Here is a 15,092-nt window from a genome sequence, read left to right as displayed (position 1 = left end):
CTGGGTGTGGACGTGGCCTCGCGCTATTCGTGATGGAGCAACCGGCGTACGACGACGGCAACCTGATCGATGTCGGTAGGTGCCAGCGTGCCGAGACGCCGGCTGACGCGACGGGACGAGATGGTCCTGGGCTGTTCGCACATCACCCAGGACGGACGGTTGAGCCGGTGGGTCGGAGCACGGGTCACGGGCACGTGGTGGGCAAGCGCGCGATCCCTGCTCGTGATCGGGCACACGACCAGGAGCCGGCCCGCGACGAGCTGGTCATAGCCGGTATTGGAGATCACCACGACGGGTCGTAGGCCGCCCTGTTCGTTTCCGGCGACCGGATCGAGGTCGACAAGAAGCACCTCGCCTGGCGTCACTCCCGCTCCTCGGCGTACTCCGGCCACTCGGAGACAGGGTTGCCAAGACCGTCGGAGACGGTGGTGTCCCAGCCGTCGGCCTCGCGCAGATAGTCCTCCCAGCGCTCGGAGTCGGCCTGAAGCCGGGCGGCGGCCTGCTTGGCGTCACGCCACCAGTTGCGTTCCTCCGCTTCCTCGACAAGCGCGGCCAGTTCCGCGCCCAGAGTGCGGCCGTGGCTGGTGGCCAGCGCCATCAGCCGGTCGCGTACGTCGACCGGGAGCTTCATCGTCGTCACGGCAACCATGCCGATGAGTTTACTAGGAGGTTTACCAGTCGACATACCATCGGGCGACGGACCGCACTGGTTCTCCTCGACGGCGCCACGTCTGGCTGACCGCGGTGGATCTCTCCACCGGTGGATCCCGTGAAGCGGGACGGCGTGCTGTCGGTGCTGGCGGTGGAGCGCGCGAAGGAGCCGTTCCACGCGGCCCTCGCCCTGCCCGGCGGGCTCGTCGAGCCGGGGGAGCGCGCGCCGGAGACGGCGGTACGAGAAGCTCGGCGAGGAGACGGAGGTGATGATCGACAAGTCGACTTGTTCGATCATGAATCGGGCTGTGCGGTGAGGGCGTCGAGCGTCCCGCTGGTCCCGGGTCCGTCGGCTGCGACGTACGTTGCCGGTCATGCCCACAGCGAGCCGGTCCGGGTCTGGGAAGCAACGGCGGCGTCGGAGACCCTCACCGCAGCCGCAGCCGCAGCCGGTGCCGGGCGGCGGGCACGACGAGGCCACTGGCTCCCGCCGACCCCGCATGCCGCACGTCATCGCTGCCGTGGCGGGCCTCCTGCTGACGGCGCTCGTGGCCGCGGTCGCCGGCCGGCACGGCACCCCGTTCCCGCTGGATGCCGACGTCCACCGCTGGGCGCTCGACCACCGTAGCCCCGCGGTGACGGACGCCGCGATCGTGATCACTGCTACCGGGAGCGGCGCCTGTGCCTACGCCCTGGCCGCGGTTGCGGGTGCCCTCGCGGTACCCGGGCGAAGGTGGTGGCGCGGTGCGGTGGTCGGGATCGCGGCCCTGGCCGTGGGGCAGCTGCTCCGGGCCTCGCTGGCCATCGCCGTGGACCGCGCACGCCCACCCGCGTCGGACTGGGCCTGGCACGCGTCCGGCCCCGCGCTGCCGTCGGGGCACACCAGCACCTCCGCCCTCGTCGCCGTCGGCCTCGCCGTAGCCCTCACCTACCGTAGTCGACGGCGTTTCACCCGGGTCGTGGCCGCCGCGGTACCCGCGACGTGGGCGCTTGCCGTCGCGACCAGCCGGGTCTACCTCGGGATGCACTGGCTCACCGACGTCGTCGCCGGATGGCTCCTGGTCACCGTCCTTGCCTGCACGGCCCTGCCCCCGCTCGGCGCGCTCCGCACCGGGACGGGCCCCGATGGCCGCGGCGGTCAGGAGAAGACCACCGTGGAGTTACCGTGACGCAGGACCCTGTCCTCGCAGTGCCAGAGCACCGCCCGGCTCAGTACCAACCGCTCGACGTCGGCGCCGCGCCGCTTGAGAGCCGCGATGTTGTCACTGTGCCGAACCCGCACGACGTCCTGCTCGATGATCGGGCCTTCGTCGAGATCCTCGGTCGCGTAGTGTGCGGTCGCGCCGATGAGTTTCACGCCACGTTCCTTGGCCCGTTCGTAGGGGCCCGCGCCGGCGAACGCGGGAAGGAAGGAATGGTGGATGTTGATGACGGGACAGCCGACGCTGTCGAGGAAGTCGGCCGAGAGGATCTGCATGTAGCGGGCGAGCACGACGAGGTCGAAGTTGCCCTGCAGCAGTTGCAGCTGCCTGGCCTCGGCTTCCGGCTTCGTGTCGCGGGCCACCGGTATGTGGACGAACGGCACGCCGAACGTCCGGACCTCGCTCGCGAGGTCGGCGTGGTTGGAGATGACCAGACCGATGTCGACCGGCAGCTCGCCTCGCCGGGCACGCCAGAGCAGGTCCAGCAGGCAGTGGTCGTACTTCGACACCATGATCGCTACGCGCTTCGGGGTGGACGCGTCGCGGAGGGACCACTCGGTCACCTCGAACTTCTCGACCAGCGCTTTCGTGAAGTTCTTGGTCATGTCGTCGAGGTGGGCCTGCAGGCCGGGCCGGTGGAAGGTCATCCGCAGAAAGAACTGGCCGTCCACCGGATCGGTCGTCGCCTGGTCCGACTCGACGATGTTCGCCCCGTGATCGGTGAGGAACTGGGACACCGCGGCGACGATGCCGGGGCGGTCCGCGCACTGGACCGTGAGCCGACCGAGATCCGATCGGACCGGATCAGCGCCCTGGCGCGGCCGTACCGGTGACGGCTGTCGACGCTTTTCCGCGTCGATCAGGGTCCTGTCCGACACAAGGTCCTCCCGAAAAGATCGCTGGGTGAGGCGGCCGGCGGTCTTCCCGGATGAAGCCGTCGCGGGCCATGGGCTCATGCTAGGGACACGACCTCGTCGGCACGGCGGCGCGGACGACCTCGTCGACGCGCGCGACGCTCCATTCAACCTGGGAAAAAGCCGGCTGTCGGGCGGAGGATCGGCATGTCGCATGCGGTGGTGACCGGTCGGAGAACGTCACACGGTTCCGCGTGGGAGAACGGCATACGGACAAAGGCATCCTGATGGATGATCGTTGTCGGTATCTTCCTCGTCCGCCTGGGAAATACGGGTGACTACGGGGTAGGCGTTCTCACGGGAGCCGAGATGAGCGATGGGCGCACGTGCCGCGTGCTTCCGGACGGTGGCCCTCCCTCTGACGAGACCGTGGAGTGGACCGCACGCGTCGAGCGGATCGCCCCGCTGCTTGTCCGGTACCGGGACCAGGCTGAGCGGGAGCGGGTGACACCGGTCGCGGTCATTGACGCGCTGCGCGAGGAGAACATCCATCGGATGTGGGTCGCACGCGACTTCGGTGGTGGGCAGGTCAGCGTACGGACCGGTTCGGCCGTCCTGCAGGCGCTCGCCCGCGTCGACGCGTCCGTCGCCTGGCAGATGGGGGTTCAGGGCGCCATCGGCAGAATGTCGGACTATCTGCCGGAGCCGGTGGCGCACCGGCTCTTCAGGGAAAGCACGGGGCTGGTGGTCGGCGGGATCAATCCGACCGGCCGGGCCGAACCCGTGCCCGGTGGATATCGGCTGAACGGTACGTGGGCGTTCGCGAGCGGCGCGGTGCACGCCGACTGGCTGGTGTGCGCCGCGACTCTCCCGCGGGACGATGCTCTCCCGCGAGACGGTGCGCCGCTTCCCGGGGGGTCGCGGACGTTCATGGCCTTCGTGCCGAAGAGCGCCGCCCGGTTTGTCGACGACTGGTTCGTCGGAGGGCTGCGCGGTACGGGAAGCGCGACGTTCCGCGTCGACGGTCTGGTCGTCTCCGACGGGTACACGGTCGACGGTTCGCTGCTGCGCGGTGCCCCCGCCGACCGTCCCTCGCGGGCCTATGGCATCGCCTACTACGACTTCGCTCCGTTCACGACGGCGTCGACGGCGCTGGGAATCGCCCAGGACGCCCTTACCGCCTTCCGGTCGCTGGCCCGGGAGAAGACTCCCGCCAGGGCGACGAGCCCGCTGGCCGCGAGCCACACCGTGCAGGCGGGGCTGGCCCGCGCGGAGGCCCTGGTGCGGGCGGGTGCCCTGTTGCTTGCCGATGCCGCCGATCGTGTGACGGCATGCGGTGGGTACGGCGGGGAGGATCTCAGCGCCCTGATCCGCCTGGCGGCCGCGGCCGTGGGCGAGAACACCGTGTCCGCCGTGGACGTGCTCTACGACCTGGCCGGAACGAGTTCCCTGTACACCGCCAGCCGGCTGGACCGCTGCTTCCGCGATATCAACGCGGCGGTCAAACACATCACTCTCGCGCGGACGAATTTCGAGATGGTCGGGCAGTACCTTCTGGGCGGATCGCTTCTGATGCGACGGTGACCCGGCAGCGGGAAACCGATATCGGCGCCGGGCGGCAACCCACCCTGCCCGTACGGGCGCTCTCCTCGGTCCCGGCCGCGCAGGCGGTGGCCGTGTCGCCGTGGGGCCAGCTGGCCCTCGCGTACACCGACGACAACGACGACAACTCGTTCGACCAGGTGATTCTCGGCCTCGGCGCCAGCAACTCCGACTGGTAGCAACGCCGGCTGGTAGCAACTCCGACTGGTAGCAGGCCCGACTGGTAGCGGGCGGCCCCGGCCGGCTCCCCGCTCCCGGTCTGTCGCGGGCAGGCCGGGAGCGGGCCGGGCAGCGTCCGCGGAGACGGGGCAACGGGACAGGCGAAGAGCGGATCAGGCGTGGGTCTGCCGCTCGTCGGCCCGTGCGAGAGTGGACGGATGTGGGTGGGAGTGCTCGGCGCCCTCGAGGTGCGAGGTGACGACGATCGGGAGATCGACATCCCGGGCTCCCGGCGGCGCGCCCTGCTGGTCCGCCTGGCGCTGGACGCCGGCCGTCCGGTCAGCGTCGCCGCACTCGTGGCCGCCGTGTGGGCGGGCGAGCAGCCGGTCGAGGAGGCCAACACCTTACAGACCCTCGTGTCACGGCTGCGTCGCTCGCTCGGTGACGGGGCGCTGGTCGCCAGGTCGGCGGGCGGTTACCGCCTTGCCGTCGACGCGGACGACGTCGACGCGTCCCGCTTCGAGCGGCTGGCCGCCGCCGGGGCGGCCGCCCTGCGGGCCGGTGACCCGCAGGGCGCGTCCACCCAGCTGAGCGCCGCTCTCGCGCTGTGGCGCGGGCCCACGCTCGCCGAGGCCGACGTCTCGCCGGCGGTCGCGGCCCACGCGGCCCGGCTGCGCGAGGTGTACCTGAAAGCCGTGCTCGACCGGGCGGAGGCCAACCTTGCCGCGGGCCGGGAGTTGGAGGTCGTCGCCGCGCTCGAGGCGCTGGCAGCCGAACATCCGCTGCACGAACGGCTGGCGGGCCAGCTGATGACCGCGCTGACGGCCACCGGCCGGCAGGCCGACGCGTTACGCACCTACGAGCAGCTGCGGGCCCGGCTGGCCGATGAGCTCGGCGTCGACCCGTCCGCCGAGCTGCAGGCGGTTCGGCTGGCCGTCCTGCGTGGTGGGCCGGCGGACTCCCCGGGGCACTGGCCGGCGCGGCGCGCGGCCCCGCAGGCTCGCACCAACCTGCGGGCCCCGTTGACGACCTTCGTCGGCCGTGACACCGAGATGGCGGGTATCGCCAAGTCGCTTGCCGGCAACCGGCTGGTCACGTTGGTCGGCCCCGGTGGTGCCGGCAAGACACGGCTGGCGGGCGAGGCGACGGCCCGCGTCGTCGACAGCATGCCGGATGGTGTGTGGTTCGTTGAGCTGGCGTCGGTGACCGACCCAGCGGACCTGCCCCAGACCGTCCTGGGCGTCCTCGGCCTGCGGGAGGCCCAGATACTGGACCGGCCCACGAAGCGCACCACCCGCGACGCCGTCAGCCGGCTGCTCGAGGGGCTCGCGGACAGGCAGGCCGTCGTCGTCCTGGACAACTGTGAGCATCTGCTCGACGCCGTGGCGCGGCTGGCCGACCTGCTGCTCGCGCGGTGCCCCCGGCTGCGCGTTCTCACCACCAGCCGCGAACCGCTGGGCATCTTCGGCGAGGTGCTGCTCGTCGTGCCTCCGCTGGCCCAGCCCGCCCCGGACGCGCCCGCCGCCGATGTTCTCGGATTCCCCGCGGCACGCCTGTTCGCCGACCGGGCGGCCGCGGTCCGTCCCGGCTTCGTCGTCGACGAGGTCTCCGCCCCCGCGGTCATCGAGATCGTGCGCCGGTTGGACGGGCTGCCACTGGCGATCGAACTGGCCGCGGCACGGCTGCGCACGCTCCCGCTCGCCGAGATCGCCGGACGGCTGTCCGACCGGTTCCGGCTGCTCACTGGCGGCAGTCGCACCGCCCTGCCCCGGCACCGCGCCCTGCGGGCGGTGGTCGAATGGAGCTGGGACCTGCTGACCGAGCCCGAACGGCTGCTCGCGGAACGCCTCGCGGTGTTCCCGTCGGGTACCACGACGCGCAGCGCGGCCGCCGTCTGCTCCGGCGGGGCTGTCCGCGCGGACGACGTCGGCGACCTGGTGGCCGCACTGATCGACAAGTCGCTGCTCCAGCCGGCCGTGGGCGGCACCCGGCAGCGGATGCTGGAGACGATCCGCGAGTACGGCCTGGAGCGGCTGGCCGAACGCGGCGAGCTGGCGTGGCTGCGCGAACGGCATGCCACGTACTTCGAGGAGCTGGTGCGTACGGCGCAGCCGCACCTGACCCGGGCCGACCAGCTCGAGTGGTTGGAGGCGCTCAAGGCCGAGCGTGACAACATCCTCGGCGCGCTGCGGCTGCGCTGCGACCGTGGCGACGCGGACGCGGCGCTGCGCATCGCGCTCGGAATCGGCAGCCTGGCGATGCTGCTGGGAAACCACACCGACGTCCCGGGATGGGTGGCCGAGGCGCTCGCCGTGCCCGGGGGAGACGACACGGACCTTCGCGTGATCGGCGAGGCGTTCCACGCCGTGAGCTCGGCCGCCATGGCGGCGACGTCGTCCCCCGCCGAGGTGGAGACCAACCTGGCGCGTTTCGGCGAGCTTGCCGGGCGTCTCGGCTCCGTCGACATCCGCGGATGGCCGCTGATCGGCCTGCTGCGGCCGGGAATGGCGATGCTCAGCGGCGACATGGCGATGATGGAGCGTTACATCGAGGAGGCACGCGCGGGCGACGACCCCTGGCTGTCGGCCGCCGTGCTGGTGCTGCGCGCCGGCCTTGCCGAGAACGACGGCGATGTCGAACGGATGCGGGCCGATGCCGTCACCGCCCTGGCGGAGTTCCGCGCGCTCGGTGAACGCTGGGGCACCGCCGGCGCGCTGCGGGCCGTGGCGATGCTGCACACCCTCGACGGTGAGCTCGACGCCGCCGCGGCGGCGTACGAGGAGGCGCTGGCCCTGATGGGGGAGATGGGGTCACGCGACGACGAGTCGATGCTGCGGATACGCCTGGCAGACCTGGCCATGCGCCGCGGCGACCTGCGGGCCGCCCGCGGCCAGCTCGCGGCGGCGCGCGCCGGCTGCGAGGCCAGTGGAACGACACTGGAGACTGTGATCACTCTGAGTATTCAGGCCCGTCTGGAAAGGCAGGCGGGTGACCTGGCCGCGGCCATGGCGCTGCACACCGAGGCGCTCCGGCGTTTCGACGCGATCTCCCCCACCCATCCGATTCACGGTCACGGTGATTCCTTCGTGCTGGCGTCCGCCGCCCGCATGCACGCCCTGGATGGTGACCTCGCCGGGGCCCGGGCCAGGCTGCGACACGCGTACCCGACGGCTGTCGGCACGAAGGACCTGCCGGTCCTGGCCGCGGTCGGGGTGGTGGTGGCCGACGTCGCCGCCCGGGTGGGCGAGCCTGTCGTCGCGGCCGAGATCCTCGGCGCGTGCGAGGCGCTGCGCGGCAGCGACGACCCCACCGCGCTGGACGTCGCCGAGCTGTCCGCGTGGCTGCGCGGTGAGCTCGGCGACGGCTTCGCCGCCGCGTACGGCCGGGGGCGGGCGCTGGACCGCGCCGCGGCCATCGCCCGGCTCGACCCGGACCGGCTGCCCCACACCACCGGATTCGAGGTGACGCGGGGCAGCCGGTGACCGGCCCGAGGGGCGGCCCGTGAGCCCCACGGCAGTGCGCGTTCGTCAGGTCCGGCGGCCGTACGCCCGCAGGGCGAGCGGTACGAAGACCGCCAGCAGCGCTGCCATCCACCCCGCCGTCCACGCCAGATTCGACGCGACCGGGCCGCCCAGCATCAGCGCGCGCACGGCGCCGACCAGGTGCGAGATCGGGTTCACCCGGACGAACGCCTGCAGCCAGCCCGGCATCGTCGCGACGTCGACGAACGTGTTGCTGCCGAACGACAGCGGCAGGACGAGCAGGAACATGATGCCCTGCACGGAGCCGGAGGTACGCGCCTTCATGCCGATCCACACCGAGATCCAGCAGAAGCACAGTGCGAACGCGACCGACAGCGCCAGCGCGGCGGCCAGCGACAGCGGGCCGGCTGCGACACGGAACCCGATGAGATACCCGAACCCGACGAGGATGACGCACAGCAGCAGGTAGCGCACCACGTCCGCGAGAACCGCCCCGACCAGGGGCGCCGACCGGGAGATCGGCAGTGACCGGAACCGGTCGAACACGCCCTTCTCGATGTCCGCGTTGAGGTTCTGCCCCAGCGCGATGCTGCCCATCGCGACGGACTGGCCGAGCAGGCCAGGCAGCAGGAACTCAAGGTAGTCATGCTGGGAGCCGCCGCCGATCGCACCACCGAAGATGTAGACGAACAGCAGCAGAAAGATGACCGGCTGCAGCGTCACGTCGATGAGCTGTTCCGGCGTCCGGAGGGTCTTGACCAGGTTTCGGCGTGCGATCACCAGCGCGTGGCGCAGGGCCCGCAGGCGCGCCGGCGGGACGGCCGGTCGCGACGCGGGCATGCCGGGTGGCCGGCTGCGCGGCGCGGGGGCTGTGGTCGTGACCGTCATGCGGCCGGTTCCTCCTCGATCTCGGCGCGGCTGCCGGTGCGGCCGCCGGTGAGGGTGAAGAACACCTCGTCCAGGCTTGGCAGGTGCAGGGACAGCTCGGTGACGCGGACACCCGCCGACCGCAGCCGGGCGATCACCTCCGCCAGCACCTCGTCGCCGTCGACGGCGACGGTCAGGTGGTCACGGCCCGCGGGCTCCGGCCGCGACGCGGTGATCTCGGCGAGCAGTTGGCGCACCGTGTCGAGCTGCCCCGGGTCGGCCGGCCGGACGCTCAGGCGCTGGCCGCCGACCACGCTCTTGAGGCCGTCAGGGGTGTCATGGGCGATCACCCGGCCACGGTCGATGACGGTGATCTCGTCGGCGAGCGCGTCGGCCTCCTCCAGGTACTGGGTGGTCAGCAGCACCGTCGAGCCGTCGTGGACGAGGCTGCGCACGACATCCCACATCTGTTCCCTGCGCACCGGGTCCAGGCCGGTGGTCGGCTCGTCCAGGAAGATCACGGATGGTCGGCCGACGAGCGACGCGGCCAGGTCGAGACGGCGGCGCATGCCACCCGAATAGGTCTTGGCCACCCGGCCGGCGGCCTCGACGAGGTCGAACCACTCGATCAGCTCGACCGCCCGCCGGCGGGCCTCGGCGGCGCGCATGTCGAGCAGCTGACCGATCATGACCAGGTTCTCCAGGCCGGTCAGGTCCTCGTCCACGGAGGCGTACTGGCCGGTCAGGCCGATGTGCTGGCGGACCTGCTGCGGGCTGCGCGCCACGTCGAAGCCTGCCACCGTGGCACGCCCGGAGTCGGCGCGCAGCAGGGTGGCGAGGATGCGCACGGCCGTGGTCTTGCCGGCCCCGTTGGGGCCCAGCACGCCGAGCACGCTGCCCTCCCGCGCCGCCAGATCGATGCCGGTGAGCGCCTGGGTGTCGCCGAACCGCTTGGTGAGCGCCTCGGCGTGGATGGCGAAGGTCATGCGGCACAGGCTGCCGGGCCGCGCTGGCACGGCACGTACATGCCGCTGGCACGGCACGTGCGTCCCGCTGGCATCCAGGCGAAGCCCGCTGGCATCCGGCGGAGGCAGAGCGGAATCAGGGGAGACGGGTCAGGGGAAACGGGTCGGGGGAACGCGGCAGAGCCCGGTGGAACTTCGAAGAACGGAAGCGGTGTCCCAGGCGGGCCGCGTCGGTACGCAGGCGGCCCCGGGGGAAGATCCCCGCGCGGGCAGTGCCCCGGGTGGGACGCTGCGCGGTGTGTCGAGCTGGTCAGCGGCCGCTGGCCGCGGCGCGGCGGGCGAACTCCTCGCGGGTGACGTGCTCGGGGCAGTCGACCCTGATGTCGGACGGTTCAAGGCGGTAGTCGAAGAAGGTACATCGGTGGACGGCGGTTCTCGCCCGGCGGACCGCGGGTCTGAAGTGGTGACAGGTGGTACATGCCCGGGTCACGCTGATCAGATGCTCGGAGTGCATGCGTTCCAGCACGTCCAGCAGGGTCGCGAGCAACTGTTCGCCGTCCACGCGGTCGATCCGCGACGTGGCGACCTCGACGGGGGCGGTCCAGCGCGACACCGCACGCGCGGTCCGCTGGCCGTCGGCGGTCAGGTGGAGCCGGTAGTGGCGCCGGTCGTCGGGGTCCCGCTCGCGTTCGACGAGCCCCTTGCGGCGCAGGGCCTGCAGGGCGTCACTGACGGTCGGGTCGGCGACGTCGAGCTCACGCGCCAACGCGCTGGTCCGGGCCGGTGGGGGCGGCCCGGCGTGCAGGTGGACGAGGACCCGCAGCTGGGTGGAGGAGAGCTCGTGCGCCTCGGCCGCGCGGCGGGCCAGCACCTGGAGAGCCTCGCCGATCCGGTCGAGGGCAGCGACGATCTTCGCGTCGAGCCCTGGGTGACGCTCCTCGGGGGTGCCTGGCGGTCTCACGCGCGCGGCCCGGGTAACCGGGGCGGCGTGGCCCGGCCGGCGCCGATGGCGGGGAACGCCGCGCGTCCCGCCGCCGTGCGGGCTCCGCCTGTCGTTGGCACAGCCGTCTCCCGTCATCGTGATCTGTAGTTGTCGAGGCACCGCGGGTCGCCCCCGGCGCCAGGGCCACGGCGGGGACGCCGATGCCCACCAACGGACCTTAGTAAGCGAATTGTACACCTGATGATTAGGAGTCCTTTACATGATGGACGGGGGTGCGGGATCGTCCGCATTGTCGACTGGAACAGGTGAAGCGCATCCGCGTCAGGGCTGGACTGGTCACGTTTCGTGAATGTGTGAGTGGCAGCAGACCTCGATGCGTGCCAGTCGCAACGATCACAGCGCCGCTGGGAAAGGCCCGTAACAGGCATGCGGCAACCGTGCTGGCTGCCCGGATGCCTCGACCGGAGCCCGGGGGGCGCTGTCCGGCGTCCGCATCCGGCGTCCGCGCCACGCGGTCACCGGACAGCTCGCCGGGGGCCCTCGACTCAGGCGGGGTCACGCCCGGTAGCGTGCGGATGGTGGTGGTTGCGCGGTTCCCGGGTCTGGCGCAGGTGGTGTCACGCCTCGCCGCACGCATGTGCGGCGCCATGTCCATATGTCCGGTGCGTTCGGAATTCACACGTCCGGGACATGTCACGTTCATGCGTCCGGATGGTCGTTGACGTGGGCCTGGTATTCCACGTACGCCGTATCACGCCCGGTGACGCCGAGCGGTTACGCGATGTCCGCCTGGCGGCACTGGCCGACGCGCCCGGATCCTTCTGGCAGACCCTGGCGGCCGAGAGCGCCCGTCCCGACGCGGACTGGCGGGCTCGCGCGTCGCGGAACTCGGCGGGTGACGCGCACGCCACGTTCCTGCTGGAACAGGACGACACCACAGTGGGCGGCAGCGTTCCCGCGAGTGACAGCACTCCCACGGGTGACAGCGCTTCGACGGGCATGGTGGACGTCTACCGGCCGTCGCGGGCACCGGAGTTCCGGGAACTGGCCGCGATGTGGGTCGCGCCGGCCGCGCGCGGCACGGGAGCGGCCGACGCCCTCCTCGACGCCGCCGTGAACTGGGCGCGGGCAGTCGGCGCGATCGGCGTCCGGCTGTGGGTCGTGCCGACCAACACGGCCGCGGTCCGCCTCTACGCCCGTCACGGCTTCGAGCGGGCCGGCGACCCGGAGCTCGACGCGGACGACGGCGCGGGCAAAAGCTACATGCCGATGCTGCTCGCCCTGGACGAGAAGGCGGCGGCCTTACCCACGTTCGTGACCCGCGCCCTGGCCCCCTGGACCGACGAGTCCACCTGAACAACCACCAAGTAACGCGCCCCTGTCCCGCAATCAATCAAAAATGGCTGTGCTGTGGGGCGCCATCGTCACTTCCCCAGCATAACGCCAGGCGCGGCACCCCAGAGCCCGCCGAAGATCTGAACATCCCAGCCGTCCGGCGGTATCGGGCTCCGTCCCGGCTTTGCCGGCGCTGTTCCTCGCCCGCCTGGCTCTCAGCGTGGGCGTGACTCCAGGTCGCCGGTTCGCGGGTCGACCGCGATCCCCGCCAGGTCGGACGCGGGGGACCAGCGGACGTATGAAGCGATCATTCCGAGCGCGTGATACGAGTCCGACCGCGCTGCCGCCTGGAGCCACCGCGTCCAGACCAGGACGGCCTCGTCTGGCGGGAGCAGCTCCGCCACCGCCTGGCACAGCCGTTCGAACGGGGCGAGCTCGCCTCGCCGGGCCATGGTCATGCTGGACTCGGCCGCCAGTCCCAGCATCTCCATCGCCGCGTCCGGCTGCCCGGCGCGGTGCAGCCCGATCGCGATCCGGGCATGATATTCGGCCCGTTCGGCGAAAGCGAGCGACGACAGGCCCCGCAACGCGTCCAGGTCGAGCGTGCCGGCGGGCTGTCCCACCAGCTCCCGGCCGCCGCCGGCATCGCCGCCGCCGGCATCGCCGTTGCCGGCCGCCGCCATCGCCAGCAGCGCGGTCAGGCAGGCGCGGGCGGCGTCGTCCGCCTGCGCGTCGTGCAGGAACTCCTCCGCGTCGAAGATGATCCGTCCGTCGTCGCGTCCACCGACCAGCATGTCGAGTGGGCCGGCGAGATGGTCGAGTACTTCGCGGGCATATCGGACGGCCGCCGGACGGTGGCCGCGGTCCCACAGATACCAGGCGACCGAGGCGGCCAGGCCTGCGTCCTCGGGGTGCGTTTTCGGGTCGAGCGCGGCCCGCGCCGCCCACAGGTACCGCGCCACCGCCGCGGGCACGCCGGTGGCGCCCGGCGACAACCGCTCCGCTCCCGCCACGAATCCCTCGGCGACCCGTAACCATTTACGAGCGGCTCGCCCGCGCCCGGCGCGTATCGCGACCAGCACCATCGCCGCCGCGCCCACCGCCCGGACCGCCGCCGCGGCGGCGATCTCCTGTGTCGAGATCTCCCCCGGCCACTGCAGGACCCTGCTGGACGGCAGGGTGTCCGCGATCTCCGCGACCGGTCCGGCCGGTGTGGACCTGGCGAGATCGGCGACGACATCCAGCACGCCCGCCGCCACCCGCACCCGCGCCAGCAGCCCGGCGGCGGCGGTGAGCTCCGGGCAGGGGCCGTCCCGGCGGGCCGCGACCGCGGTCAGGAGCAGCGCCCGCGCTCTGGCGTCGGGTACCTTCAGCGCGCGATCCACCAGGACCCGGCGGACCAGCTCCCGGGTCTGATCCGCCCGCCCCGCCCCGGCCAGTAGCACGGCCCGTGCGCCCAGCGTCATCGGCAGGTCGGTCCGGGTGGCCAGAGCGTCCGTGAGCGCGCGGGCCTCGCCGTCGAGGCCGTGGACGAACAGGATCTCGGCCAGGACGTCGTCGAGCACCGCGTTGCCGGTATCCCCGGCATCCCCGGCAGCGCCGGTTGCGTCGCCGGCTTCCCGGCCAAGCTCGTCGGCGAGGTCGCGCGCCGCGGCCCGCACCTGGTCGGCTAGGCCCTGGTCGGCTAGGCCCTGGTCGGCTAGGCCCGGGTCGGCCAGGCCCGGGTCGAGACGCGAGACGTCCACCGCGGCCAGCGCGTTCGCCAGGCTCAGGGCCCGGCCGCCCGGCCAGGAGATGAGCGAGGTCAGCTCCATCGCCTCGCCGAAACGTCCACTCGCGGCGAACTCCCTGATGAAGGTGACCTTGAACGGCGGTGTCGTGCCCCACAGGTGCTCGATGCCTCTTGTCACCCCCACGAACCCCTCGGGCATCGGCTCCCCGGTCCGCACCAGCAGCGCGGCCAGCGAGGCCGCCGGGCCGGCGAGCCACGGCGGGGCGTCGAGCGTGTCCGGGGCCCACCACTGCGGTCCCAGGAGTCGTTGGGCGACCGGTACCAGTGCCCGCACCGTCTCCACCGCCGGTGCCTTCGCGCCACGCTGCCAGTGGATGCCGGCGATGCTGACCCCGACGCGCAACGCCAGTGCGTCGTCGTCGCCCCGCGTGAACCGCCGGCCCGCGCCCGGATCGCCAGCCGCAGCCGACAGCTGGTCCGCGGCGACGGGCTGGCCACCGGCTTCCGCGACGGCCGCGAGCCACCGGCACTCCTCGGGCACGGCCCGGGCCAGGGCCGCGTCGACGATGTCGAACAGCGTGTCGTCAGCCACTGTCGCGTCGTCGATCGAGCCGAGCAGCCCGACCGCCTCGTCGAGGCGGCCGGCCCGGGCGAGAGCGCGCGCCAGCCCGCGCCGGCCGACCGCGCGATAGCCGGCCGGCAGCCCGTCGACCGCTGCGCGGGCCGTCCCGAACCGGCCGACGGCCGCCGTCGCGACCGCGTACCGGTACCGGGCCGCGTTGACCAGATCGTCCCCGTCGCCCCCGTCCACCGGCGGCGGGTACGCGTCAAGCAGCCCCTCCGCCGCCGCGGACTCGCCGCGCACCGCCAGCTCCTCGACCGCCACCAGCGGGAGCAGATGGCCGTACAGCTCCCAGAACGGGTTGGTGACCGCGGCCAGCTCCGCGACGGCCCCGGACCGCCACGCCAGCGGTGCCAGCCCCACGAGCGCGTCGAGCGGGAGCCGGGCCATGGCGACGAGATCGTCATCGGTGCCCTCCCACTCGTCCGGCTGCGGGAAGTGCACCAGCGCGTGCACGGCGTTGAGAGCCGTCAGGCCGGGCAGGGCCCCGGCCTCAACCGTCCCGCCCAGGGCGGCGATGGTCTCCGCCGCGACCCGGCACACCTGGCGGGCCCGGGTCAGCGCGCCGTCCTTCAGCAGCGCCGCTGCCACCGCCAGCAGCGCCGCGAAGCGTTCCAGCGGATCGGGCTGGTCACCGGCCCAGCGCAACGCCTGATCCACGTCACCCACGTCGGCCAG

13 protein-coding genes are annotated in these 15,092 nt (G+C 72.4%); 6 read left to right on the top strand and 7 right to left on the bottom strand.

Going from position 1 to position 15,092, the window contains the following annotated elements; genetic code table 11:
• Nucleotides 1–23: 23 nt before the first annotated feature.
• Nucleotides 24–365: a type II toxin-antitoxin system PemK/MazF family toxin gene (locus tag FSYMDG_RS16960; protein WP_013874617.1), complete on the bottom strand. Its 342-nt coding sequence runs from the start codon at nt 363–365 to the stop codon at nt 24–26.
• On the bottom strand, nt 362–640 hold the full coding sequence (locus tag FSYMDG_RS16955) for an Arc family DNA-binding protein (RefSeq protein WP_131772750.1): 279 nt from the start codon (nt 638–640) through the stop codon (nt 362–364). The genes FSYMDG_RS16960 and FSYMDG_RS16955 overlap by 4 nt, the downstream gene beginning before the upstream one ends.
• A 120-nt stretch (nt 641–760) precedes the next feature.
• Between FSYMDG_RS16955 and FSYMDG_RS29765 the strand changes: the two genes are divergently transcribed.
• Both FSYMDG_RS29765 and FSYMDG_RS16950 read left to right on the top strand, forming a co-directional pair.
• Entirely contained in the window at nt 761–1,279 is a 519-nt protein-coding gene (locus FSYMDG_RS29765; RefSeq protein ID WP_083828327.1) for an NUDIX domain-containing protein, read from the top strand.
• A complete protein-coding gene (locus FSYMDG_RS16950) occupies nt 1,173–1,820 on the top strand; it encodes a phosphatase PAP2 family protein (RefSeq protein ID WP_347176508.1) in 648 nt (215 codons plus the stop codon). Before FSYMDG_RS29765 ends, FSYMDG_RS16950 begins: the two co-directional genes overlap by 107 nt.
• Here the strand turns inward: FSYMDG_RS16950 and purU are convergent.
• The gene (gene purU / locus FSYMDG_RS16945) at nt 1,790–2,731 is read right to left on the bottom strand and encodes a formyltetrahydrofolate deformylase (protein WP_013874614.1); all 942 of its coding nucleotides are present in this window, start codon (nt 2,729–2,731) and stop codon (nt 1,790–1,792) included. The genes FSYMDG_RS16950 and purU overlap by 31 nt on opposite strands.
• Before the next feature lie 345 nt (nt 2,732–3,076).
• Here purU and FSYMDG_RS16940 point away from each other — a divergent pair, with 345 nt between their 5' ends.
• The 3 genes from FSYMDG_RS16940 to FSYMDG_RS16930 all read left to right on the top strand — a co-directional run bounded on the left by FSYMDG_RS16940 (nt 3,077) and on the right by FSYMDG_RS16930 (nt 7,950).
• Nucleotides 3,077–4,291: an acyl-CoA dehydrogenase family protein gene (locus FSYMDG_RS16940; RefSeq protein ID WP_043606884.1), complete on the top strand. Its 1,215-nt coding sequence runs from the start codon at nt 3,077–3,079 to the stop codon at nt 4,289–4,291.
• Nucleotides 4,288–4,488 carry a hypothetical protein gene (locus tag FSYMDG_RS16935; protein WP_043603892.1) on the top strand — a complete coding sequence of 67 codons (201 nt, stop codon included), beginning with the start codon at nt 4,288–4,290 and terminating at the stop codon, nt 4,486–4,488. The genes FSYMDG_RS16940 and FSYMDG_RS16935 overlap by 4 nt, the downstream gene beginning before the upstream one ends.
• A gap of 159 nt (nt 4,489–4,647) precedes the next feature.
• Nucleotides 4,648–7,950, top strand: a complete 3,303-nt coding sequence (locus FSYMDG_RS16930; protein WP_050803571.1) for an ATP-binding protein — start codon at nt 4,648–4,650, stop codon at nt 7,948–7,950.
• Nucleotides 7,951–7,995: 45 nt separating this feature from the next.
• On the opposite strand, the gene FSYMDG_RS16925 is transcribed toward FSYMDG_RS16930, so the two are convergent.
• The 3 genes from FSYMDG_RS16925 to FSYMDG_RS23405 all read right to left on the bottom strand — a co-directional run bounded on the left by FSYMDG_RS16925 (nt 7,996) and on the right by FSYMDG_RS23405 (nt 10,743).
• Complete coding sequence (locus tag FSYMDG_RS16925) at nt 7,996–8,838, bottom strand: ABC transporter permease (protein WP_013874611.1); 843 nt, start codon at nt 8,836–8,838, stop codon at nt 7,996–7,998.
• Complete coding sequence (locus FSYMDG_RS16920; RefSeq protein ID WP_013874610.1) at nt 8,835–9,803, bottom strand: daunorubicin resistance protein DrrA family ABC transporter ATP-binding protein; 969 nt, start codon at nt 9,801–9,803, stop codon at nt 8,835–8,837. Before FSYMDG_RS16920 ends, FSYMDG_RS16925 begins: the two co-directional genes overlap by 4 nt.
• Nucleotides 9,804–10,092: 289 nt before the next feature.
• Nucleotides 10,093–10,743 carry a MarR family winged helix-turn-helix transcriptional regulator gene (locus tag FSYMDG_RS23405; protein WP_237702825.1) on the bottom strand — a complete coding sequence of 217 codons (651 nt, stop codon included), beginning with the start codon at nt 10,741–10,743 and terminating at the stop codon, nt 10,093–10,095.
• A 693-nt stretch (nt 10,744–11,436) separates the two neighbouring features.
• On the opposite strand from FSYMDG_RS23405, the gene FSYMDG_RS16910 reads away from it, so the two are divergent.
• Nucleotides 11,437–12,081 carry a GNAT family N-acetyltransferase gene (locus FSYMDG_RS16910; RefSeq protein ID WP_013874608.1) on the top strand — a complete coding sequence of 215 codons (645 nt, stop codon included), beginning with the start codon at nt 11,437–11,439 and terminating at the stop codon, nt 12,079–12,081.
• Between the two features lie 194 nt (nt 12,082–12,275).
• On the opposite strand, the gene FSYMDG_RS25380 is transcribed toward FSYMDG_RS16910, so the two are convergent.
• Nucleotides 12,276–15,083 (bottom strand): hypothetical protein, encoded by a 2,808-nt coding sequence (locus FSYMDG_RS25380; protein WP_013874607.1) that lies wholly within the window; start codon nt 15,081–15,083, stop codon nt 12,276–12,278.
• Nucleotides 15,084–15,092 lie beyond the last annotated feature (9 nt).

Source organism: Candidatus Protofrankia datiscae (genome assembly GCF_000177615.2).
GTDB classification, from domain to species: Bacteria; Actinomycetota; Actinomycetes; order Frankiales; family Frankiaceae; genus Protofrankia; species Protofrankia coriariae.
This window is presented reverse-complemented; position numbering and strand designations above follow the sequence as displayed.

Bases quoted from the DNA above. Each gene is read 5' to 3' on its own strand.
- FSYMDG_RS16940 (WP_043606884.1), top strand. From the start codon at position 3,077: ATGAGCGATGGGCGCACGTGCCGCGTGCTTCCGGACGGTGGCCCTCCC.
- FSYMDG_RS16925 (WP_013874611.1), bottom strand. From the start codon at position 8,838: ATGACGGTCACGACCACAGCCCCCGCGCCGCGCAGCCGGCCACCCGGC.
- FSYMDG_RS16920 (WP_013874610.1), bottom strand. From the start codon at position 9,803: ATGACCTTCGCCATCCACGCCGAGGCGCTCACCAAGCGGTTCGGCGAC.
- FSYMDG_RS16910 (WP_013874608.1), top strand. From the start codon at position 11,437: ATGGTCGTTGACGTGGGCCTGGTATTCCACGTACGCCGTATCACGCCC.